Source organism: Rhodococcus sp. SJ-3 (assembly GCF_051918125.1).
Taxonomy (GTDB): domain Bacteria; phylum Actinomycetota; class Actinomycetes; order Mycobacteriales; family Mycobacteriaceae; genus Rhodococcus.
On record NZ_CM123306.1, the window covers coordinates 4,098,861 to 4,120,511 of the forward strand.

General features: G+C 64.6%; 17 protein-coding genes. 11 read left to right on the plus strand and 6 right to left on the minus strand.

The window, feature by feature from the left end:
• Positions 1-6: 6 nt before the first annotated feature.
• On the plus strand, positions 7-828 hold the full coding sequence (locus ACTDXD_RS19130; protein WP_440123850.1) for a fumarylacetoacetate hydrolase family protein: 822 nt from the start codon (positions 7-9) through the stop codon (positions 826-828).
• A 12-nt stretch (positions 829-840) separates the two neighbouring features.
• Positions 841-1,554 (plus strand): maleylpyruvate isomerase family mycothiol-dependent enzyme, encoded by a 714-nt coding sequence (locus ACTDXD_RS19135; protein ID WP_440123851.1) that lies wholly within the window; start codon positions 841-843, stop codon positions 1,552-1,554.
• Between the two features lie 58 nt (positions 1,555-1,612).
• On the opposite strand, the gene ACTDXD_RS19140 is transcribed toward ACTDXD_RS19135, so the two are convergent.
• The 3 genes from ACTDXD_RS19140 to ACTDXD_RS19150 form a co-directional block, all read right to left on the minus strand.
• Positions 1,613-2,005, minus strand: a complete 393-nt coding sequence (locus ACTDXD_RS19140) for an excalibur calcium-binding domain-containing protein (protein WP_440123852.1) — start codon at positions 2,003-2,005, stop codon at positions 1,613-1,615.
• Between the two features lie 112 nt (positions 2,006-2,117).
• A complete protein-coding gene (locus ACTDXD_RS19145; protein WP_440123853.1) occupies positions 2,118-4,061 on the minus strand; it encodes a ketoacyl-ACP synthase III in 1,944 nt (647 codons plus the stop codon).
• 49 nt (positions 4,062-4,110) lie between these two features.
• Positions 4,111-4,941, minus strand: a complete 831-nt coding sequence (locus ACTDXD_RS19150; protein ID WP_440123854.1) for a beta-ketoacyl-ACP reductase — start codon at positions 4,939-4,941, stop codon at positions 4,111-4,113.
• Between the two features lie 693 nt (positions 4,942-5,634).
• On the opposite strand from ACTDXD_RS19150, the gene ACTDXD_RS19155 reads away from it, so the two are divergent.
• The gene (locus ACTDXD_RS19155) at positions 5,635-6,396 is read left to right on the plus strand and encodes an alpha/beta fold hydrolase (protein ID WP_440127706.1); all 762 of its coding nucleotides are present in this window, start codon (positions 5,635-5,637) and stop codon (positions 6,394-6,396) included.
• A gap of 97 nt (positions 6,397-6,493) precedes the next feature.
• On the plus strand, positions 6,494-6,922 hold the full coding sequence (locus ACTDXD_RS19160) for a hypothetical protein (protein ID WP_440123855.1): 429 nt from the start codon (positions 6,494-6,496) through the stop codon (positions 6,920-6,922).
• A gap of 61 nt (positions 6,923-6,983) precedes the next feature.
• Here ACTDXD_RS19160 and ACTDXD_RS19165 read toward each other — a convergent pair whose 3' ends face one another.
• The gene (locus tag ACTDXD_RS19165) at positions 6,984-12,461 is read right to left on the minus strand and encodes an ATP-binding protein (RefSeq protein ID WP_440127707.1); all 5,478 of its coding nucleotides are present in this window, start codon (positions 12,459-12,461) and stop codon (positions 6,984-6,986) included.
• 773 nt (positions 12,462-13,234) lie between these two features.
• Here ACTDXD_RS19165 and ACTDXD_RS19170 point away from each other — a divergent pair.
• From ACTDXD_RS19170 to ACTDXD_RS19190, 5 genes are all read left to right on the plus strand, one after another.
• Positions 13,235-14,419 (plus strand): hypothetical protein, encoded by a 1,185-nt coding sequence (locus ACTDXD_RS19170; protein ID WP_440123856.1) that lies wholly within the window; start codon positions 13,235-13,237, stop codon positions 14,417-14,419.
• Positions 14,420-14,578: 159 nt separating this feature from the next.
• Positions 14,579-15,046 carry a hypothetical protein gene (locus ACTDXD_RS19175; protein ID WP_440123857.1) on the plus strand — a complete coding sequence of 156 codons (468 nt, stop codon included), beginning with the start codon at positions 14,579-14,581 and terminating at the stop codon, positions 15,044-15,046.
• An 83-nt stretch (positions 15,047-15,129) separates the two neighbouring features.
• Positions 15,130-15,987 carry a ParA family protein gene (locus ACTDXD_RS19180; RefSeq protein WP_440123858.1) on the plus strand — a complete coding sequence of 286 codons (858 nt, stop codon included), beginning with the start codon at positions 15,130-15,132 and terminating at the stop codon, positions 15,985-15,987.
• Positions 15,984-16,505 carry a hypothetical protein gene (locus tag ACTDXD_RS19185; RefSeq protein ID WP_440123859.1) on the plus strand — a complete coding sequence of 174 codons (522 nt, stop codon included), beginning with the start codon at positions 15,984-15,986 and terminating at the stop codon, positions 16,503-16,505. The genes ACTDXD_RS19180 and ACTDXD_RS19185 overlap by 4 nt, the downstream gene beginning before the upstream one ends.
• A gap of 49 nt (positions 16,506-16,554) precedes the next feature.
• Entirely contained in the window at positions 16,555-17,310 is a 756-nt protein-coding gene (locus ACTDXD_RS19190) for a hypothetical protein (RefSeq protein ID WP_440123860.1), read from the plus strand.
• A 5-nt stretch (positions 17,311-17,315) separates the two neighbouring features.
• On the opposite strand, the gene ACTDXD_RS19195 is transcribed toward ACTDXD_RS19190, so the two are convergent.
• Positions 17,316-17,735 carry a CoA-binding protein gene (locus ACTDXD_RS19195; RefSeq protein WP_440123861.1) on the minus strand — a complete coding sequence of 140 codons (420 nt, stop codon included), beginning with the start codon at positions 17,733-17,735 and terminating at the stop codon, positions 17,316-17,318.
• Positions 17,736-17,770: 35 nt separating this feature from the next.
• Positions 17,771-18,610 (minus strand): hypothetical protein, encoded by an 840-nt coding sequence (locus tag ACTDXD_RS19200; RefSeq protein WP_440123862.1) that lies wholly within the window; start codon positions 18,608-18,610, stop codon positions 17,771-17,773.
• A 123-nt stretch (positions 18,611-18,733) separates the two neighbouring features.
• On the opposite strand from ACTDXD_RS19200, the gene ACTDXD_RS19205 reads away from it, so the two are divergent.
• Both ACTDXD_RS19205 and ctaD read left to right on the plus strand, forming a co-directional pair.
• Positions 18,734-19,711, plus strand: coding sequence for a TauD/TfdA dioxygenase family protein (locus ACTDXD_RS19205; protein WP_440123863.1), 978 nt, complete (start codon positions 18,734-18,736; stop codon positions 19,709-19,711).
• A 185-nt stretch (positions 19,712-19,896) separates the two neighbouring features.
• Positions 19,897-21,651 carry an aa3-type cytochrome oxidase subunit I gene (ctaD, locus tag ACTDXD_RS19210; protein WP_440123864.1) on the plus strand — a complete coding sequence of 585 codons (1,755 nt, stop codon included), beginning with the start codon at positions 19,897-19,899 and terminating at the stop codon, positions 21,649-21,651.

Below are 21,651 nucleotides of genomic sequence, written 5' to 3' on the forward strand. Positions count from 1 at the left end.
AAACTCATGCGACTCGCCACTCTCCGCCTGGATGGCACGACCGCAGCAGTGAGGGTCGACAGCGACTCCGCCGCAACCGTGATCGACGGCTACGCCGATCTGTCCGCGCTGCTCGACAACGCTGACTGGAAGTCCGTCGCCGAGCAGGCTTCGGGCAAGGTCGTCGATCTCGCGAACGCCGACTACGCCCCCGTGGTGCCGAAGCCCGGCAAGATCGTGTGTGTCGGCTTGAACTACGCGACGCACATCAAGGAGATGGGCCGCGATCTGCCCGAGTTCCCGACTCTGTTCTCGAAGTTCAAGGAAGCCCTCACCGGCCCGTACGACGACGTGATCGTGCCCGATTATGCGGGTGCGCAGCTCGACTGGGAAGCGGAGCTGGCCGTCGTCATCGGCAAGCAGGCCTACCAGGTCGGTGAGGGCGACGCTGCCGGGTACATCGCCGGCTACTCGGTGATCAACGACTACACGATGCGCGACTACCAGTACCGCACGCTGCAGTGGGACCAGGGCAAGACGTTCGAGAAGACCAGCGGCTTCGGCCCGTTCCTCGACACCGACTATCAGCTCGGAACCAAGATCGAGACCAAGCTCGAGGGCGAGGTAATGCAGTCGTCGAACACCCACGACCTGGTGTTCACCCCAGCCAAACTCGTCGACTACATTTCGCACATCGTCACGCTGCAGCCCGGAGATGTCATCATCACGGGCACCACCGGCGGCGTCGGCCACGCCCGCAAGCCCGCGCGCTACGTGCAGAACGGCGAAACCGTCGAGGTCACGATCGAAGGCCTCGGCACCGTCAAGAACAAGACGATCATCAAGTAGGAGAACCCGGACGTGGGATTCAACGATCTCGAACTCTCCGAGCGGCTGTTGATCGCCCGACGAGGTACGTCGTACCTGTCGCAGCGGCTCGCGGATCTGACCGACGACGAACTCGACGGCCCCACCCTGCTCGAAGGGTGGACACGCCGGCACCTCGTGGCGCACATCGGCTACAACGCCGCAGCTCTGTGCCGGCTCATGGATTGGGCTGCAACAGGCATCGAGACGCCGATGTACTCGTCGACGGAACAGCGGGGGCAGGAGATCGACGAAGGGGCCACGCTGAGTCCCGCAGCACTTCGTAACTTGTTCTCGCACACGGTCGCACGGCTGGACGAGAAGTGGCGTCACCTACCGGATTCTGCGTGGCAGGCGCAGGTGCGCACCGCGCAAGGGCGGCTCGTGCCTGCGGAGGAAACCGCGTGGATGCGCACCCGCGAGGTATGGATCCACGCCGTCGACCTCGACAACGGTGGTCGTTTCGGTGACTTCCCCCCGATCGTCCTCGAGTCTCTGCTCGACGACATCGTCGGGATGTGGCGCAAGAAGGATCTCGGCACGGGTATCGCGATCGAGGTCGTGGGCAGCACCCCTGTCGTGGTGAAGGAGGGAGCCGAGATCACGCACGAGGTGCAGGGTTCCCTTCCGTCCGTGGTGCGCTGGGCTGCCGGCCGCGGTGCGATAGGAGTTACAGGGGGCGAATTGACGCCTCCCCGCTGGCTGTGACGACGCAGAACGACGACGAGAGGCCCTCCATCGAAGGGCCTCTCGTCGTGTTCGGATGCTAGCGCGGATCCCGCTCGCAGCCGATGCCGTCGTTGTCACGGTCCAGGCGCGGTGCGTAACCCGGATCATCGCGGTAGACGGGAGCCGCCCCGGCGTTCCACGCCTCGGTGCAGTTCTTGAATCCGCCACTCGGAGCCGAACGCGGTGCGGGCGCCGGTCCCGACTGCTGCGGTGCCGGCTGCGGGGGAGCGGGCGGGGTTTGTGGCTCCGGGGGAGCAGGAGGAGCCAGCGGTGCCGGAGGTGCGAACGGGTTCCATGATCCGCTGGGGATCAGGTCGGCTACGCCGGTGGGGAGTAGATCGACCAGGGTGAACGCATTCGCGGTCGCTGGAGCAGCGACCGTCAGCGCCAGGCAGCTCAGTGCTGCGGCAGTAAGACGCCGGATCTTCATTGGTTGTGCCTTTCGAAATCACTCGGGGCCATCCATGGATGTGGCCTCGAATGGGTATCGTCCCGTCCGCAAGAAACGTTGCGAACGGGACGATCGGCACAAAATGGATCTTCTAGTTGAATGCCAGTTCGACGTCGGATGGCGACGGTTTCCCCTGAGTGGGGTCGATCGCCGCGTGCTCTTCCGCTGAACGGAACGGAGCGACCACCTTCGGGTCGATGCGCATCACGGTGTATCCGGCAACAGCACCGGCACCGAACCCGGGTGCGAAGATGCGCACCGGCTTGTCGATGACGCCGTCGCGGACGGCGTCGTGGATCGCGAGCGGGATGCTCGCCGACGACGCGTTACCGACCTGCTCGATGTTGAAGTACAGACGATCCGCCGACAATCCCGCGTTCGCAGCAAGCTCGATGATCATCGTCTTGTTCGCCTGGTGCGGCACGATCAGGTCGATATTGTCGAGGAGCGACCCCTTCTCACCGGCCGGTGCGGGCAGTTCGTTGATCTCGTCGAGCATCTGCGCCAGGTAGCGGCCGGCGAGCGACTTGACCTCGGGACCGTAGACGGTGATGAAGTTGTCGAAGTCCGGGTTGGGCCAGATGATCGAATTGACTTCGCTCGTCGGTCCACTCGCATAGCTGTTGAAGTACTCGATATCGCCCTCGGCGCCTTCGTCGGCGGGCGACACGACGATCGCCGCGGCACCGTCACCGAAGATCATGCGCGACGGGCGCACGTTGCCGATCTTGTCGGAGAACTTCTCGACGCACACCACCAGTACGGGCCGCTTGACCTGCTGCAGGATGCGGGTTGCCTCGGCAAGACCGTAAGGCAGGCCCGCGCAGGCCGCGATGAGATCGAACGACGCGTGGGTCTGTGCGATGCCGAGCTCGCCCGAGATCCACGTCGCGAGCGACGGAATCAACCGTCCGCTCGTGCAGGTGCACACGATCACCGCGCCGATATCCTCCGGACCTACGCTCGCGTGCTCGACGGCTTGCTTGGCTGCCGACAGAGCGAGGTCTTCGAACGTGCCGGAGGTATAGCGGCGCTGCTCGATTCCGGTCTTCTGTGCGATGGAACCGGCCGTCATCGGCGACCAGTTGTAGGCGGTGTTGCGGATCAGGTCGTCGTTCGTGCAGACGATGTCTCCGTGCGCGACCGCGAGGGAGTCGATGCGAGGACGGATGGTGAACTCCGCGTTCACGTCCACTGCCGGATAGGGCTTCGACGGGGCGATGGGAGCGGGGCTCGTGTAGCTCACGCCCTTGCGGGTCTTGCCGGATGTCGCTCGGGTGATGAAGCGCTGGACTTCACGATCACGGGGCGTGAAGACCACAACGTAGTCGTCGTCTCTCAGATCCTTGACCTTCACGACCTCGAGTTCGTTGCGGTTGTATGGGTGCTGGTTGTGCAGCACCATCGACCACCGGCCGAGGGCCTCGAGTTCGGCGACATCTTCGCTGCTGTCGAGGATCTCGTCGTACGTGTAGATCGGGTAGTTCGGATCGTGGTTGCCGATCCGGAGCGTCATGTTGTCCGGGTCGGCGAGAAGCTGTTCGACCGTCGGCTTGACGGTGGGCAGTGATCCGGCAATGTGCCGCCGCGAGCCGAAGACGTTGAACAGGCGAGCGAAGATCAGGTCCTCGGCCGATTCGTTCCACGCAGCTGGCAGTTCGCGGTAGGCGGACTGGACGGCAGCCATACGCTCTGCGGCATCGGGCCACGGTGTGAGCGTGGGCATGTAGATGCCGTCGCGGTTGCGCGGGACATCGGACCAGCGCGTCGGTTTCTTGTCGAACATGGTGAGCGCGAACCGATTCGCCCAGAATCCGCTCAGTGCCATGTCTCGCATGAGTTCGAACTTGGTTTTGTAGACGCCTTGAGCGCTGCGCGAGAGGATTTCGGAGACCGAGGGGGCCTTCGTGTCGAAATCACGACGGATCACCGAGTCGAGGTGTTCGATACTGGTGAATGCCGAGAAGTCGAGATCGGGAAAGAAATTGGATGGGAAGACGATCTTGCCATGCCGGTTGAGCTCGAAAGACTGCATCTGAAATGAGACCGTTCAGTGGTATGTGGGCTGGATGTGGAGCGAGCGGTCACATGTCGAGTCCGCCGTTGACACCCCACACCTGACCGGTGATGTAGGAGGAGTCATCGGCGGCGAGGAAATGGACGACGCGGGCGACCTCGTGGGGATTCGCGAGACGCTTCACCGGGATGCTGTCGGTGATACGACCGAGGACCTTCTCCGGGATGGATTCGACCATTTCGGTGGCGACGAAGCCCGGGGTGACAGTGTTGACGGTGACGCCGATGCTGTCGGGGGTCAGTAGGCCCGCTTTGCCCAGGTGGAAGGTGGCTTCCTTGGCGAGTGTCTTGGTGAGGCCGAAGAGGCCGGCCTTGGAGGCTGCATAGTTGGCCTGGCCGATGTTGCCCGTTTCACCGATGACCGAAGAGACGTTGACGATACGGCCGGTGCCGCGCTCGAGCATGTGGCGAAGCGCGGCCTGGGCCAGGTAGAACGCACCGGAGAGGTTGACGGAGATGACCTTGTCCCAGTCCTCGTCTTCCATCTTGAGCACCGTGCGATCGATCGTGATGCCGGCATTGTTGATCAGGATGTCGAGACGGCCGTGCTCGGCAATGACCTCGTCGATCGTCCGACGGCAATCGTCGGCGCTGGCGACATCGCCCTTGTGCACGGAGTGCGTCACGTCGTCGCGAGCATTGGTCTTCATCTCCGCGAGGAACTGGTCGGCCTGCGAGGTGTTGCGTCCGTATCCCGCTGCGACTGTCGCTCCCTGAGCGGCGAGGCTACGGCTGATAGCGGCACCGATGCCCCGGGTTCCACCGGTGACGAACGCGACGCGTCCGCGGAGCTTGTTGCCCTGGACGAGTTTCGTGGTGGGTTCGGCGGTGCTGGTCATTGTCGTCTCCTCTGACTGGCGGCGGTCGCGTCAGGCACGGCGACGTGCCCTTCGGGGCTGCGTATGCCCGATGGTCTTGTGGTGGTGCGCGATTGCGAGATTCCCCTGCTTCGCGTTGCGTTTCGAGCGCCCCTGCTCGTTAACTCCCTGCGCATTCAATGATGCAGCACTTCCCGGGGATTGTCATGTGGAATGTATCGCTGCCGTTCGGTGCGCCTGATCGTCATATGGACCGGAATCAATTGGGGTGCAACGTATTATGCTTGAAAGCTGGTACTTACTCCGGAGTACGAACAGACTGTTTGTCCGTAGCCCTTCCGTTCGGTGCTGATGCGAGCGGATTCGGAAAATACTGTGGCGCACAGTCTTACTCCGTAGTCAGGTCCGATCGGGAATAAATCGAGACGATCTTGATCGTGTTGGCCTATGTGGTGAAATGCATTGGCATAAAACGAAATAGAGGTCCAATCAGTGTGGTGCGCCAGAATGGCATGCAGTGCACAATTTGATTGCACTCAGTGTCAGGGAACCGATTTCAGCACTCGTGATGAAAGGGCCTCGAATAGGGCGGAGCTCCACTGTCGCCCCGGTGTGATGTTGGGCACAGGCAGGTTTACGGTGTGGCGAAGAACTATATCTTGCTGCCGTCCCGGGTAGGCCGACTGAGATGATGTCCGCGTGACGCAGACTCAGATGATTCGTACAGGCCGAACAGAACTCGAAGTGCTGGTGAACGGCGCGGGTCCGGCAGTGGTCTTGTTGCCTTCCCTCGGCCGGGACTCCTATGAATTCGATCCGATCGCGCAAGACCTGTCGGACGCAGGGTATTGCGCCGTGCGTCCTCAGCCTCGGGGCGTCGGCGCGAGTGGCGGACCTCTGGACGACTTGGATCTGCACGACCTCGCCCGTGATGTGGCGGATGTGCTCACGATGCTCGACACGGGGCCCGCGGTCCTTGCCGGGCACGCGTTCGGCCACTACGTAGCACGGGTGCTGGCAGTGGATCGCCCTGAACTGGTCAGAGGAGTCGCCGTGCTGGCTGCAGGCGCACGCCGGTTCCCCGCGTCGCTGACCGAGCGAGTGGCGAAGTGTTCCGACTCGGCGTTGCCCGACGCCGAACGCCTCGTCCACCTGGGTGAGGTGTTCTTCGCGGAGGGACACGACCCGTCGGTGTGGCTCGATGGCTGGTGGCCCGACGCGATCGTTGCCCAGCGTGCCGCCATGGCGGCGACCGAGAAGGAAACGTGGTGGCCGATAGCCTCGTCCCCGTTGCTGGACGTGCAGGCGGAAGGCGATGTGTTCCGCCCGGCCGGGACCCGTTCGGAGCTGATCGACGAGTTCGGTGCAGACCTGGTTGCAACCGTCCTCATCCCCGGCAGCGGTCACGCGCTGATCCCCGAGGTCCCGCACGAAGTCGCACGCGCTCTCATCGAATGGATCCGCACCCTCGACTGAGATGAAGAAATCGTCATCTTCGCCTCATGGACGTCTCATCGTGGGTCTCCAGAGTAAGGGTGCACCGAACGGAACACCCCTTGCGAAGGAGAAGACCATGGCCCTGAGCCGCACCTGGTGGGCAGCCGCAGCACTGACGACCGCGGCCGCAGCCGGAACAGCCGGTTTCGTGCTTTCGAACTCGAACGAGGCCGCGCCTTCCGCATCGACCTCGACCTACACGATCTCGACCGTCGCCGATCCCTCCTCGACCGGACCGGCCCCGTCGACGACATCGAGCACCGCGATCGCGACTGTGCACGGAACAACAGGCTCCGCAGACCTGGCGAGCGCTCTACCGCCCGGAATCCCGTTCATCGATACCAGCACCTGTCACGCGTGGTTCGACGATTGGGACGACACGGTCCCCGATTACGTCGAGGACTTCTACGACGAGTGGGACGACCGGTGCGACGACCTCGCCGACGACGATCACGACGACCGGGATGACGATCACGACGACCGGGACGACGACTGGGACGACTAGGAACTACGACGAAGCCCCGCACCTGAAATCCGGTGCGGGGCTTCGAACGTTCTACGGGTGGTTACGCGAGGGTCCGCGCAATACCCCGCTCCAGCGCCGCGATGATCTGCGGACGCAACTCGGCGGCAGGCACGATCGCATCCACCGAGCCGACACGCTGGGCGCGCTGGATATTGTGGATCGCTTCGAACTCTGCGGCGACCTCACCGAGCTTCTCGGAGCGGACGGATGTCCGCAGCGACGCGAGTTCGACTCCGAGGCGTGCCTTCTCGCCGTCCTCTGCCGCCGCCATCTGGGCTTCGAGCTCGACGATGCGCGAGTCGTTCGCCGTGCGCTTGTTCACGTCGCGGGTGAACACCACGGCCGCGGCGGGCGCACCACCGAGTACCGAAGCGAACGAGCCCTCGACCGCGAGCACTTCCATGTTCTCGTTGAGTGCTCCGGAGAACACGACGAACGCGCCGCCGTGGTAGCGGGAGACGACGACGAACACGATGGGGCCGTCGAAGTTGACGATCGCCCGTCCGATCTCGGCGCCGTTCTCGAGCTGCACATTGCGCAGCGACTCCGGCGAGCCGTCGAAGCCCGACAGATTCGCGAGCACCACGAGCGGACGGTTACCGCTCGCTGCGTTGATCGCGCGCGCAGTCTTCTTCGACGACTTCGGGAACAGTGTGCCCGAGGTCCACTGGTCCGGACCATCCGTCGGGAACCAGCCCTTACGGGCGATTGCCCGTGACTCGATGCCGATGACGGAGACCGCATGGCCGCCGAGGTGGGCATCGAACACGACCGAGGTGTCGGCGTCCGCCATATCGGCCCAGCGCTCGAGTACGGCGTGGTCCTGGTCGACGACGGCACGCATCACCGTGCGGATGTCGAACGGCTTCTTCCGATCCGGGTTGGTCTCCGACGAGAAGATGTCGCCGACGGTGGTGAAGTCGCTCGACGGGTGGACGTGCGGGTATACGCGCACGTCGCGGTCGACCGGATCGGTCGACTCCGCCTTACGGGGAAACCGCTCGCCCGGCGCGATGTACGCGTGAGCGTAGTGCCCGAAGAGCACCTCGATCGCGGCGGAAAGGTTCGGGGCCCAGTACTGCGCCTGGCCGTTGGGGCCCATGACGCGGTCGTAGCCACCGATACCGAAGTTGTCCTCGGCAGACACGCCACCGGAGTAGTCCAGCGACTGCTTACCGGTGAGCACCATCGCACTGTCGGGTGTCATCACGAGGATGCCCTTGGTGTGCATGAGCATGGTCGCCTCGGCGTTCCAGTACGGCTGCGCACCGACGTTGATGCCCGTGACCACAACGTTGATCTCGCCGCCGTCCTGCGTGAACGTGATGATGCGGCGCAGTGCCCGCGAGACCCAGTCCATGTTCTCGGTACCGGAGTCCATGGAAATCGTCGCACCGGACGACAGCGCGAACCACTCGACGGGGGCACCGAGCTTCTCGGCGAGGTCGACGGCGGCGACCACGCGTGAGCATTCTGCCTCCGCGACGGTACCGAGCGCCTTGGTCGGGTCGCCGAACATCGCGACACGAGTCATACCCTCCGGGTACAGCTCGGTTGCGGTGGTCACGACACCGACGATCAGTCCTGCCTTGTTGCGACCGTACGGGCGATCCACCGCAACGAACCGGCCGGACTCGTCGAAGTCGTACTCGACGAAGCTGCCGCCCTTACCGGTGAGCAGCGGAATCAGTTCGTACGGGTACACGGTGTTGCGGGCGCGGGAGCGTTGCACCTTCTGGGTGTACTCGTCGAGGGGCTTGAGCGGCTCCTTCGGCGGATCGGTGAGGCCCACGACCACACCGGCACCCGAGCGGTACGAGAATCGCAGCGCCACCTCACGCGCGGGCTGCTCCGGGTTCTCGCGCAGCCAACCGATGACGGTGATCTCCTCGAGTCCGGCACCGACGGTGAGCGGGGCGGCGTTCTGCGCGGTCCGGCGCAGTTCGTCGAATGTCAGGTCCACGACGGGCCAGACGAACAGCACGACACGATTGGCGTCGAGACGACGACCACCGCGGGCGGCCTGCGCGCGCCGCATGCCGTCGAGCGAACTCGCGAGTGCCCGCTCGAATGCGGGCAGGCCCGCGATCGCGCCGGACTCGTCGCGCTGCGGTGTCAGATCCCGCACCTCGGCAAGGGCGATGAACCGCTCGTCGGACGGGTTGTCCTGCGAAACAATGTGATACAGGTACGTATCCGGGTTCGCGGGGAGTCTCTTGCCGTCGAAGTTCTTCAGGCGCCACAGGTCGAGGCGCTGACCGGTGAGCGGATGGATGTCGCGGATGTTGGTCTCCTCCGCGTAACCCGTCTCGTAGGGCCTGAACGTGAAGACGTGCTCCTCGGCATTGTCGGTGTGGCACACCGTGACCGTCACACGACGCGCGGTCGCGACGACCGGCCTTGCGGCCAGCACGGCGTGCAGTGCCTGTGCCTGCGCATCGGCATCGCTTGGAGCGTCGTGCCATGCCAGGTAGAGATCGATGACGAGGTTCTCGGTGCTCGGCAGTGGCTTCGCGGCCGCCTCGACGGAATCGAGCAGCGCGGCGAGATCGGAATGCTCGGCCTCGGCCGAGATCAGGTACAGCCGGGTACCGCGCAGGTCGAAGTTGCCGGTGACGAACTGGCGTCCGTCGCGAACATTCGACTCCACGTCTTCGAGGGTGCGGATCTTGTACGCGCGCCGCGTGATCACCTCGAGCAGCGGGCCGGGAACCGACTCGGGGCGCGAAATCTGTTGCGCGAGCAGATCGATGAGGGGCTCCGGCGTTGCCACCAGTGCCTCGATCCGCTCCGCGTAGTCGGCAGAGTTCTCGTGCTCGGAGAGATACGCGAGCGAACCGCGCACCCCGTCGTACACCTGCTCGCGAGCCTTGCGGATCACAGGCTCTTCGAAGAAGCGGTAGCGCAAGTTGCGGGCGGTGTCACCGATGACGGGGAAGCGGACCTGAGTGGCAACGATGAGACGGTCGAGAACTTCGTTGAGTTCGCTCGACACACCGGACTCACCGGTGCCGTGCTCGAGCCAGCGGTCGAGGAGCGCCGATACCACAGGGATCTGCGCTTCGATGCGTTCTTGCGCGCAGAACAGCCGGTAGACGGCCTCTTCGAGTTCGGGGGTGCGCTCGAGTTCGGTGACGTCGTAGTGACGCAGTGCCCGCGAAAGACGTCCGCGGAAGCTTTCCGGCAACCCGCCGACCTCGACATCGAGCGACTGCAGGTACCCGTGGAAGAACTCGCGAGGACTGTGGACCTTGTCGTCGCTGTTCTCCTCGTCCTGCGTCGGACGGTTGCGCGACAGTTCGCAGACGTCGGCGAAGGTGGTGAGCAGTGCGAGTTCGGCACGCACCAGGTCGCACGACGCGGCCTTCGCAGTGAGCTGCTCATACTCGCCGAGCAGTGTTGCGGTGCGCTCGGCCGATACGTCGTAGCCGGTGATCAGAGCTTCGAGTCGATCGAGGCGAGCGTGGGCGTCGGCCACGGCGTCGTCGGTCAACGCGGGCGCGGCGGTGGGGAACTCCACCCGCTCGGCCACCGCGGTCGTGGCCTCCTCGGCAATCTGATCGACGCGCAGCAGCGGAGCGCCGGCATCGACCTGGCCGTTGACGACCGCGAGGATCTCGCGGACCTTACCCGCAAACGGTGCACGGACCGCGGTCTCCATCTTCATGGATTCGAGGACAACGAGGGTCTGACCGGCCTCGACCTCGTCGCCCACGGCAACGGGCACAGCGACCACGACGGCCGGAGCGGGCGTGCGCACGACACCGGCTTCGTCCTGACTGATCTGGTGGCTGATGCCGTCGACCTCGACGAGGAAGTGTGCGGGCCCCGCGATCGAGACGACGTTGTGGCGCTTTCCGTCGAGTGTGAGGCGTGTTTCGTACTCGCCGAGTCGCTCGATGTCGACCTCGAGTTCGGAGTCGCCAGCACCGATCCGGTACCGGTGCGGACCGATCTGCCCGACGAGCAGCTCGTAGCCCTGTCCCTGGTAGCTCAGTTCGATCTTGCGGGTTCCGGTCTGGCCGGCGCGGGGGCGGCCACCGCGTGCCGAAGCGAGGAAGCCGGCGCGGGCGCGGGCCTCGTCGGCGTCGTACACGTCGACTGCGGTCGCGAGAAGCGCGATGTCGGCGACCTTCGTCGGCCCGGTGGCGGTGCCTGCGCCGGTGCGGTCGAGCCAGCCGGTATCGGCACTGGCCTCGATGACCTCTTCGCGGCCCAGCAGGTCGAGGAGGAACGATTTGGTGGTGGTCCCGCCGTCGAGGACGACGGTGGTCTCGCGGAGCGCCGTACGGAGACGGGCGAGGGCTTCGTCGCGGTCGCGGCCCCACGCGATGATCTTGGCGACCATCGAGTCGTAGTCGGGCGGGATCACGTCGCCCTGGGCGATTCCGGTGTCGACTCGCAGACCTGAACCGAGCGGGAACTTGAGCAGTTGCACGGTGCCGGGCGCGGGAGCGAAGCCGTTGTCGGCGTCCTCGGCGTTCAGGCGGGCCTCGACCGCGTGGCCGAACTCGGGCGGGCAGTCGCCGGGGAGCTTCTCGCCGGAGGCGACCAAGATCTGCAGCTTGACCAGGTCGATTCCGGTGGTCGCCTCGGTGATCGGGTGCTCGACCTGCAGACGGGTGTTGACCTCGAGGAAGGTGAAGATCTTCAGGTCGGGCTGGTACAGGTACTCGACTGTGCCGGCGCCGCTGTAGGCCGCGGCGCGGACCAGGTCGGCCGAGACCTTCCGCAGCTCGTCGGCCTGCTCCTTGGTGAGCAACGGGGAGGCGGACTCCTCGATGACTTTCTGGTTCTTGCGCTGGATCGAGCAGTCGCGCACGCCGGGCGCCCAGACGTTGCCGTGGTTGTCGGCGATGACCTGGACCTCGACGTGGCGGGCATCGGTGACGAGACGCTCGATGAACACGACCGGGTCACCGAACGAGCGCTCGGCTTCACCCTGGGTGCGCTCGAGAGCGAGTTCGAGTTCGTCCTCGGAGTAGACCTTGCGGATGCCGCGTCCGCCGCCACCGGAACGGGCCTTGATGATCAGCGGGTAGCCGATGGCCTGGGCGTGACGGCGCGCATCGGCGCGGTTCTCGACGGGGCCGCCCGACCACGGAGCGACGGGAACGCCGACCTTCTCTGCGAGCAGTTTTGCCTCGACCTTGTCGCCGAGCAGACGCATCGCGTCGGAAGACGGGCCGATGAAAGTGATGTTCAGCCGGGCGCACACGTCGGCGAAGGTGGGGTCCTCGGCGACGAAGCCCCAGCCGACCCACACTGCGTCGGCCTTCGCTTCGGTCAGCGCGCGCTCGAGCTCGACGTAGTCGAGGTAGGGCGTTGCGGCCGTCGTGGACGGCCGGAGGGTGACACCTTCGTCGGCTTGACGGACGAACATGGCGCGCCGCTCGGCCTCGGTGTGCAGCGCGATCGTTGTGATGTCGTAGTTGTGCTCGGAGTTCAGCTCCCGGACTGCCCGGATGAGGCGGACGGCCGCCTCACCCCGATTGACCACTGCGATCCGTTTGAACATACTCGTTGCCACCGTTCTCCATGGTTGTGCGCATACCGCGCTCGTCGAAGCTCAACCCCGTTCGAGGAAGCGGTGTCGACCGAATGCTCGTCCCGCGTCACGGGTTGATAACGCGGCTGGTGAACATGTATCGGTCGGCTCCTCGTGGTTGGCGTGGGCATGCGTGTCGGTCCCGGCCCCGTGGTCCCTGCCCCAGGGCGCCGTTGGGCGGTTCGGACGGATCGTGCGTGAAGCCCGCGGTTGTCGCTGTGACAACGCCCCCTGCTTCGGGTGATCCGTCCGGATAACAGCATGGAGGAAACATGAGGGTTTGTCACGTTTTGATGTTCGGTGACCGGGAGCGGTTGCCTGCGCTCACGGTACCGATGGGAGGCGTTGCGGGGCACGGGTTCCCGGGGTAGGCGAGGCGTCCCGGTGCCGTCCGAAAGGGGGTGTCGCGAGCTGTACCGTGGGGTAACACCGGCGGGTAACTTCGAAGCGGGTCGAAATGCCGGCCAGCGCGGATGGGAAATAGCCTTGTGGGACAACGTATTTCGGATACGTGGGGTGTCCGGCGCGGCTCCGGGGGAGGGAAAGTACCCGCCTTTCGGAGATTTCTCGTGTGACATCGATCACCGCAGATCATCGGGGTCATCTGTCGGCCGCCGCGGACACATGCGCTGCCCCTCCGAGTCCCGCGGAGACCCTGGGTCGAGTCTGGGGATACCGCTGTGCCGGACGGCGTCGGTGAATTCTGGAACAGTGGAGGTCGACGATCTCCGAGGAGGGGCACCATGACCGAGCCCGACCACTCGAACATTCCCGGGGAGTTCGAGTCCCAGCCTGAACGCCGCGAGCGCATCGCCGCCCAGGTTCGACGGTGGTGCGAACAGTGCCGCATCGAAGGCCATCACGACCCCTTGTCCGACGACGCCGCTGTCGCGATCGCATCCGGTTACCTCGATGAGTCCGCAAGGTCGGTCCTCGCCGTTCGTCGGAGTCTCGCGCGCCGGATTCCGGACATCGGTGGGTTCGGAGAGCTTCGCCTCCTCACCGAAGAGCGGGAGAGGGCCGCCGCTCGTGCTGCAGTGCAGCGTCCCGGTCTGTCCAGGATGGTGTTCGAGCATCGCGCGAGTGAGATCGACAAGCGTATCCGCGCCGCGCGGCAGTCCATCGTGCATTCGTCGGCTCACTACGCGCAGGGGGTGCGCGCCGTGCGTCGTGAACGTCGCGACGGTATTCATCTCGAGCTCGACCAGCGTGAGGCGTTGTTCCGGGCGTTGCAGCGCACGCCGGCCCCGATCCCGGCGACCGGGGTGGATCGGGCCCGCGACGCGGTGCTCACTGTCGCAAGCGACCGGGTGAGCCGGTGGTCCGAGCGCACGATCGCGGCGGATGCAGGGCGTCGCGCGGCCGAGGTGCTCGCCAGGCAGATGCCCGACGAGGCCGATCGCTTCGTCGACCGCTACGACACCCTTCTGTTTCTCGCGGGGGCACTGTACGACCGGATCGAGTCGTCGCCGGCGTGGCATTCGGAACACCTCGCCGTGCAGCGATCACAGCTGAACCTCACCGACGAGCTCACCCAGATCGCCACCGATGTAATCGCACTGCGGGGCCTGCTCACCGAATTGGACGACGCGATCAGTGCTGCGCCCGCAGCGCGGTCGGGCCTCGAGTCGCGGATCGCGGCGCTGGACACCGTCTGGGAACAGCTTCTCGACCGAGTTGCGGCGCTCGCTCGGATCGGGGATCTCCTCGGGTTCGCCGACGGTCGAATGGCCATGGTCGAAGTTGCGCAGCGAGCAGCAAGCCTCGACGACCGGATCGACGACCTCATCGGACGCTCCGGGGCACGCGAACTCTCGACCGACAATACGAACTTCGTCGGCGATCAATTCGGAGGTGCCGCAGAGTCGATCGGTGTGCTGCAATCCGCGCTCCTCGGCGACATTGCGGAGCTGACGGCAAAGGATTGACGCGAGGGCTTGTGAATGACCACAACGTCGAATTACGTGTCGTATATAGGTCGGATCCGCCTTCGATAATAGTGAGCTGCACCACTGATCAACTGCTTGTTTCGGTGTTAGCGTCCGTCGCGTTCCGATGGGGGGACAAAAGTGACGCGAGGGGCAAAAGTGACATTTCTCAGGGGTTGGAAATCGGTCGCACTCGGCGGTGTGGCAGCGGCGATGTTGGTCGGTTGCGGCTCCGGAGGCACCGTGACCGTGGTCGATGATCCGAAAATGGAGTCGGAGTTCGACTCGGTTCTCACCTCGGGACAGCAGCGGAGCCTCGGTGAGGTGGTGGAGGCGGGTGGGCTCGACAGCGACTCGTGGGACCGGATGTACTACTTCAGTGCGCCACTGCTGATGAGTGAGATCAATCGCGCGCTCGGCACCGAGGGCGTGGTGTGGGAAGAACTCCCCGGCGACGAAGCCAAGGGGATTATCGTGTTCACCTCGGGTGGTGAGGTCGTAAGCGCCGTGATCGACCACAAGCCGGCGGTATCGCTGTCGGGATATGCGACTGCAGACTCGATGGTGGGCCGCGACCAGGCGATTGCGGATTACGAGCGCGTCGCGGTGGAGTCGCAGGGGCACTGAGCGGACTCCGCGTCGCCTTTGTCCGCCTTCCGGTGTAGTTTGCTGCAGCGACGTGTAGCAATTCGTTCCGGAGGAGTGCGCTGGTGGCGCGGGTTATTGCGACAATCAACCTGAAGGGCGGCGTCGGCAAGACCACGACGACGGCCGCACTGGGTGAGTTCATGGCGGCCGAGTTCGGGCAGAAGGTTCTGCTCGTGGATCTCGATCCACAGACCAACCTCACGACGATGATGGTCGGGGAGGAGAGGTGGCGGGAACTCAACGAACTCGGCCGTACCCTTGCCGCGCTCTTCCGGCGTGCGGTGGAGCCGGAGGCCGACGCATTCGATCTCGAGAAGTCGCTTCAGAAAGATGTGTCGTCCGTGAAAGCGGTACGCGGCGTCGACCTGCTCTCGTCCTCACTGGACCTCATGGAGATCCAGGAAGGCCTGAGCTTTCAGCAATACGCCGATCCCCGATCCCATCGGCCCATCGAGGTCCTGCGCGACGCACTCGACCCGATCGCCGACGATTACGACTACATCCTCGTCGACTGCCCGCCCAACCTCGGGATGCTCACCCTCAACGGACTCCGCGTCGCTGACGGCTACATCGTCCCCACGATTCCGGACATCCTGTCCACGTACGGGATCCCGCAGTTGCAGAAGCGGGTGGCGAGATTCTCGGACCGTACCGGTCATTCGATCCGTGAGCTGGGCCTGGTCATCACCAAGTACCGCAGCGCATCGAGCCTGCATCGCACCATCATCGAGCAGCTTCAACGCGACGACACGATCGCCAGCGTCGTTCCCGCATGGATTCCCGAAGCGAACCAGATCGCCGCGTCCGCGGAGTTCGTTCCCTACGGCACCCTCAAGCGCAAATACGGTGGTGCAGGACAGTTCGATGCCCTACGCATGCTCACCGAGACGATACTGATGAATGCGCAGGTGTACTTGTGAGCCCACGTGGTCGCGAAGGCGACCGTGGTGCGCGTGACGACGTGTCCGACGCCCGGTTGCGGGTTCAGATCGGTGAGGCGAGCGCCGCGCTGCTGCGCCTCAACGGTGCCGCGCCGACCGCGGCGGAATCCCTCGTCGCCCTCGTTCGGGTGATCGCAGACGAAGCCGCACGTAACCAACGATTCGCCGACGCCATCGCAGGTGTGCTCAGGCCTGTCACCGCAGAAGTGGCCGCGGCTCCGGCGCGTAGGCAAGCCCCGGTCCGGAAAGCCTCGGCCGGACGAGCCAAGCGTGCGCCCGGTCTGTTCGACCCTTTCGAAGCGTTCCGTGATGGGGGAGAAGCGGGCCTGCGCGACCGGCTCGCTCCGCTCGATGCCGACCGGTTGAAGGACATCATCGCCGAGCACGCGATGGACTACGACAAGCTCGCGATGCGGTGGCGTACTCCGTCCAAGCTGCAAGAACGGATCGTCGACCGCGTCAAGGCGTTGTCGACCAAAGGTGATGCCTTTCGGTGACCGGTATGGGGGCTTTCCGACATCCGGTACGTAACCGTATGGTTGGTCCATGGAAGAGTCAGCCGACAGGGGCGTCCGGGCGTTCGTCGCCGATGTCGTTCAGCGAGGCGGAAGTGCCACACAGCTGAAGGGCTCTCGTGCGGTGCGGGTGAAGGGGGTGGACGGGCGCAGCTGCGTCGTCCGGGTGCGGTCGACCAGCAGGGGGCAGTGGATGGCACGCAGGCAGGACGGCACACCGGGGAGCGACCCCACGGGTTCGTCGTACTGGGTGTTCGTCGACCTCGCGACAGACTCTCCGCAGTTCTACATGGTCGAATCCGACGAGGTGGAATCCGGGATCGCGGCCGACGTCGAACTGTGGCTCGCCGAGCGTCCCGGCCGAGTTCCCACCGGCAGTCACCCCATCCCGATGAGCAGCGTCGCGCACGGGCACGACCGATGGGATCTGCTCAATCTCAACCGGGTTCGCGATTCTCAACATCGTAAAGAGGTGTTGCGGCCGCGAGCCAAGCCCGCGAAGACTACCAAGCCCGTGGCGGAACCCGAGTTCGTCGACCCCAGAACCGCGATCGTGTCGGACTTCGGCGGATATCGGATCCACGCGCGCTTCGACTCGGACAACAGCAACGTCGAGATCACCCGCGGCCCCATGGAAGGCCGCCGATTCGGGCACCCGACCACAGCTGCGAACGCAGTCACGAAGTTCGTCAGCGACGACGACGCCGAATATGACGGCTGGACCTTCTGGCGTCTCGACGATCAGTCGGGTGCGTCCCTCGGAAATTATCTGTCGCGCAGCGGGTAGCGCACTCAGTTCCTGTTCTGCGTGCCCCACTCGATGGCAGGGCAGGTGTCCATGACCATCGCGACACCGGCGTCGGTCGTCCGCGCGAAGGCGTCCTCGTCGATCACCCCGAGCTGGAACCACACCCCTTTCGCGCCGATCGAGACGGCCTGATCGGCGAATTCGCCCGCGGCGTCGGACCTGCGGAACACATCGACGACGTCGATGGGGAACGGTACGTCGGCGAGGGTCGGGTAACCCTGCTCGCCGAAGACCTTCGGAGCGGTCGGGTGGATGGGCACAACGCGCTTCCCGCGCTCGCGCAGAAGCTTCGCGATGCGATACGCGGTCCGGTTGGGGTCGCCCGACAGGCCGACCACTGCCCACGTCGCGCAGTCGTCGAGCATGAGCGAGACGGAGTCAGGATTCTGCCATGTGGTGCTCATATGCTCCACCGTACGTACGGGCGGCGGAGTAGGCGTCACACTCCGCAGAATGCGGCGGTGTGCTGCGGGGGCACCGTGTCGAGCAGCGCTTGCGCGGGCGCACCCAGGGTCGGGTCGCCTGCGAGCCACGCGACGGCGGGGCAGTCCGCGAGTGGAGTTCCGTGTTCGGCGGGGGAGGCTTCGCCCTCGGTGAACGCGCCGAGGACGTTCTCCGTCAACTGGTGGGCCGACCCGTATACCGAGGCGGCGACGGAGAAATCGGGTCCGAAGGACGCGGACGCGTGGAATGCGCGGTCGTCGCTCCAGCCCCACTTGGTGCCGATCACTCCTGCGAGCAGCGCGGTACCGAAGTTCTGTGGGTAGCCGTCGGCTGCAGTCTCATGGGCAGAGGCCATCGCGGCGAGGACGGGCGAGCCGGGATCGGTGCGCTTCTTCGTCTCGAGGTAGGTCACCATGTCGTGTGTGGAGGTCGTTCCGAATCCCCAGTAGCCGGGCACGTGGGTATCGGCGAGACCGAACTCGGCGACCGTTGTGGAGATCGACTGGGGATACTTCGCGTACAGGCGGTCTGCGATGGCATCGTCCGACGCGCGGATCATTTCGACGGCGTCCGTCTGGTCGTCCGGATCTCCGTGTCGGACAACGTATTCGGCAATGTACAACTTGACAATGGAGACCCCGGCGCGGGATTCGTGCTCGTTCGTAGTTCCTGCGCGTGCACCCGACGGGGTGTGTGCGAAAGAGATCGCCGTCGAACTCGGAGCGACGATGGCCCCGTTGCCGTCGACGATCGGTGCGGGCGCCGCCGCTGCGGTTGCCGCTGGTGCCAGGATGATCGCGGTGGTTGCGAGGAGGACACTCACCGAGGTTCGCATGGGAAATGATGCTACCGGGGTGCCGACGGTGGGGTTCGGATCCGAATGAGCGAAACCGTCGACTTGTCGCAGTCGCGTTGGAAGCCTTTGCGCAGACATTCGACTACGACCCAGGAGCCCCACATGACCCTCAGTGAACTCGAACGCCGGACAGCCACACCGGACGACACCTATCGCGCAGGCGGCATCGTGGTCACCAAGCTCGGAGAGCACATCGGCGCCCGGATCGATGGCGTGAAACTATCCGGCGCCCTGTCGCCGGAGACGGTCGAGGCCATCCGGTACGCACTGGCCGCGAACAAAACGATCGTCTTCCAGGAGCAGCAACATCTCGACGACGAGTCCCAGTGGGCATTCGCGGGACTCCTCGGCACACAGACGCAGTCGCACCCTACGGTCCATTCGAAGGGGACACGCCTGCTCCCCATCGAAGGCGCCGCGAACAGTTGGCATACCGACGTCAGCTTCGTCGATCGCATTCCGAAGGCCTCGATCCTGAGGGCTGTCACCATCCCGCCGTATGGAGGCGCAACGACGTGGGCGTCGACGACTGCCGCCTACGAACAGCTTCCCGATGCGCTCAGGTCGTTGGTCGACAATCTGTGGGCACTGCACACGAACCTGTACGACTATGCGGAGAAATTCGACGCCGGAAGTTCGACGCTTGTCGATGAGCGCAACCAGTATCAGGAGGAGTTCCGGCGCAACACCTACGAGACGATCCATCCCGTCGTCCGTGTCCACCCGCAGACGGGGGAACGCTCGTTGCTCCTCGGACACTTCGTCAAGGAGTTCGTGGGGTTGAAGTCATCCGAGACGGCCGCGCTCCTGCAGCTCTTGCAAGCACGAGTTACGAAGCTCGAGAACACCTTCCGCTGGGCCTGGTCTCCGGGTGATGTCGCGATCTGGGACATCCGTGCCACTCAGCACTACGGCATCGCCGACTTCGGCGGTCACACCCGTCGCCTGCACCGCATCACGCTCGCGGGTGACTTGCCAGTGGGGGTCGACGGAACCGAAAGTCGCGTCGTGCAGGGGGACGCGTCGGAATACTCGGTGGTCGAGACGCCGTCGCGCCTCCCGGGATTCGAGCACGCCTGACGTCGGTGCCCGAGATGATGGTTGGTGTATCGAAATGTCGACCACCGACCATCATTCCGACCCCAGTTCCGGCAGCGAGGTCTACGCTCGTGGCTACCGGCCTGTCCCGGAGAGTCAGGCGTGCCGAGGGCGGGTACCGGGGGAATGCCGCACGTCGGCGCCGCGGTCGTCTTGGAGGTTCGTCCATGAATCCGGTGGTGGTGGAGGCTCGAGCAGTAAGGCCGTATCCCAAGCGCCGCGCCCGTAAGGGGGCAGTACTCTACAACCTGATCACGACGACCGACCCGAAAACGCTCGGGATCATGTACATCGTCACCGCTTTCGCTTTTTTCCTTGCGGGTGGGCTCATGGCGATGCTGATGCGCACCGAACTCGCCGTGCCGGGACTGCAATTCCTGTCGAACGAGCAGTACAACCAGCTGTTCACCATGCACGGCGGCATCATGCTGCTGCTCTATGCGACACCCATCGTGTTCGGCTTCGCCAACTACATCCTCCCGCTGCAGATCGGCGCACCCGACGTCGCATTTCCACGATTGAACGCGTTCAGCTACTGGCTGTTCCTCTTCGGGGCGTTGGTCGTCCTGTTCAGTCTGATCACCCCCGGTGGCGGCCCTGATTTCGGTTGGACCTCGTACATGCCGCTCGCCAACGCGATCCACGCACCGGGGGTGGGTGCCAATCTGTGGTTCGCCGGCCTCGCGGTCACCGGCCTCGGCACGATTCTCGGTGGCGTCAACATGATCACCACCGTGGTGTGCATGCGGGCACCGGGTATGACCATGTTCCGGATGCCGATCTTCACGTGGAACATCTTCATCACGATGATCCTGATCCTGCTGGTGTTTCCCCTGCTGACCGCGGCGTTCATGGGAGGACTGGCCGACCGGCTCCTCGGTGCCCACATTTACGATCCCGCGACCGGTGGTGTGCTGCTCTATCAGCACCTGTTCTGGTTCTTCGGGCATCCCGAGGTGTATGTCGTGGCGTTGCCGTTCTTCGGGATCGTCACCGAGGTCTTCCCGGTCTTCAGCCGCAAACCTGTCTTCGGATACTCGGGGCTGGTCTACGCGACCATCGCGATCGCCGCTCTGTCGGTCGCGGTGTGGGCGCACCACATGTATGCGACCGGGGCGGTGTTGCTGCCGTACTTCTCGTTCATGACCTTCCTCATCGCGGTGCCGACCGGGGTGAAGTTCTTCAACTGGATCGGCACGTTGTGGAAAGGGCAGATCACGTTCGAGACGCCGATGCTGTTCGCCCTCGGCTTTCTCATCACGTTCCTGTTCGGTGGTCTGACCGGTATCATTCTGGCCTCTCCGCCCCTGGACTTCCACGTGCACGACACCTACTTCGTGGTAGCGCACTTCCACTACGTGCTGTTCGGCACGATCGTCTTCGCGACGTACTCCGGCATCTACTTCTGGTTCCCGAAGATGACAGGACGCATGCTGGACGAACGCCTCGGCAAGTGGCATTTCTGGTTGACATTCATCGGCTTTCACACCACCTTCCTCGTGCAGCACTGGCTCGGTAACGAGGGCATGCCCCGCCGGTACGCCGACTACCTGCCCTCCGACGGCTTCACGACGCTCAACACGGTCTCCACAATCGGCGCATTCGTCCTCGGTGCGTCCACGCTGCCGTTCGTGTGGAACGTGTTCAAGAGCTACCGCTACGGGCAGGTCGTCACCGTCGACGACCCGTGGGGTTACGGCAATTCACTCGAATGGGCCACCACGTGCCCGCCGCCGCGCCACAACTTCACGGAACTGCCGCGTATCCGGTCGGAACGCCCGGCGTTCGAGCTGCACTACCCGCACATGTCGGATCGCATGCGGGCGGAGTCCCATGTCGGTCCGGGTTCGCAGAAACACAACGTGACGGTGCTCGAGGGCGCCGATCGCACACCGCCCGACACCTCGTCCAACCGGCAGTGA

What these genes read in the sequence shown, in the direction of transcription:
- ACTDXD_RS19190 (WP_440123860.1), top strand. Translation starts at nt 16,555, where the DNA reads ATGGAAGAGTCAGCCGACAGGGGCGTCCGGGCGTTCGTCGCCGATGTC.
- ACTDXD_RS19130 (WP_440123850.1), top strand. Translation starts at nt 7, where the DNA reads ATGCGACTCGCCACTCTCCGCCTGGATGGCACGACCGCAGCAGTGAGG.
- ctaD (WP_440123864.1), top strand. Translation starts at nt 19,897, where the DNA reads ATGAATCCGGTGGTGGTGGAGGCTCGAGCAGTAAGGCCGTATCCCAAG.
- ACTDXD_RS19160 (WP_440123855.1), top strand. Translation starts at nt 6,494, where the DNA reads ATGGCCCTGAGCCGCACCTGGTGGGCAGCCGCAGCACTGACGACCGCG.
- ACTDXD_RS19205 (WP_440123863.1), top strand. Translation starts at nt 18,734, where the DNA reads ATGACCCTCAGTGAACTCGAACGCCGGACAGCCACACCGGACGACACC.
- ACTDXD_RS19195 (WP_440123861.1), bottom strand. Translation starts at nt 17,735, where the DNA reads ATGAGCACCACATGGCAGAATCCTGACTCCGTCTCGCTCATGCTCGAC.
- ACTDXD_RS19165 (WP_440127707.1), bottom strand. Translation starts at nt 12,461, where the DNA reads ATGTTCAAACGGATCGCAGTGGTCAATCGGGGTGAGGCGGCCGTCCGC.
- ACTDXD_RS19150 (WP_440123854.1), bottom strand. Translation starts at nt 4,941, where the DNA reads ATGACCAGCACCGCCGAACCCACCACGAAACTCGTCCAGGGCAACAAG.
- ACTDXD_RS19170 (WP_440123856.1), top strand. Translation starts at nt 13,235, where the DNA reads ATGACCGAGCCCGACCACTCGAACATTCCCGGGGAGTTCGAGTCCCAG.
- ACTDXD_RS19155 (WP_440127706.1), top strand. Translation starts at nt 5,635, where the DNA reads ATGATTCGTACAGGCCGAACAGAACTCGAAGTGCTGGTGAACGGCGCG.
- ACTDXD_RS19200 (WP_440123862.1), bottom strand. Translation starts at nt 18,610, where the DNA reads ATGCGAACCTCGGTGAGTGTCCTCCTCGCAACCACCGCGATCATCCTG.
- ACTDXD_RS19145 (WP_440123853.1), bottom strand. Translation starts at nt 4,061, where the DNA reads ATGCAGTCTTTCGAGCTCAACCGGCATGGCAAGATCGTCTTCCCATCC.
- ACTDXD_RS19140 (WP_440123852.1), bottom strand. Translation starts at nt 2,005, where the DNA reads ATGAAGATCCGGCGTCTTACTGCCGCAGCACTGAGCTGCCTGGCGCTG.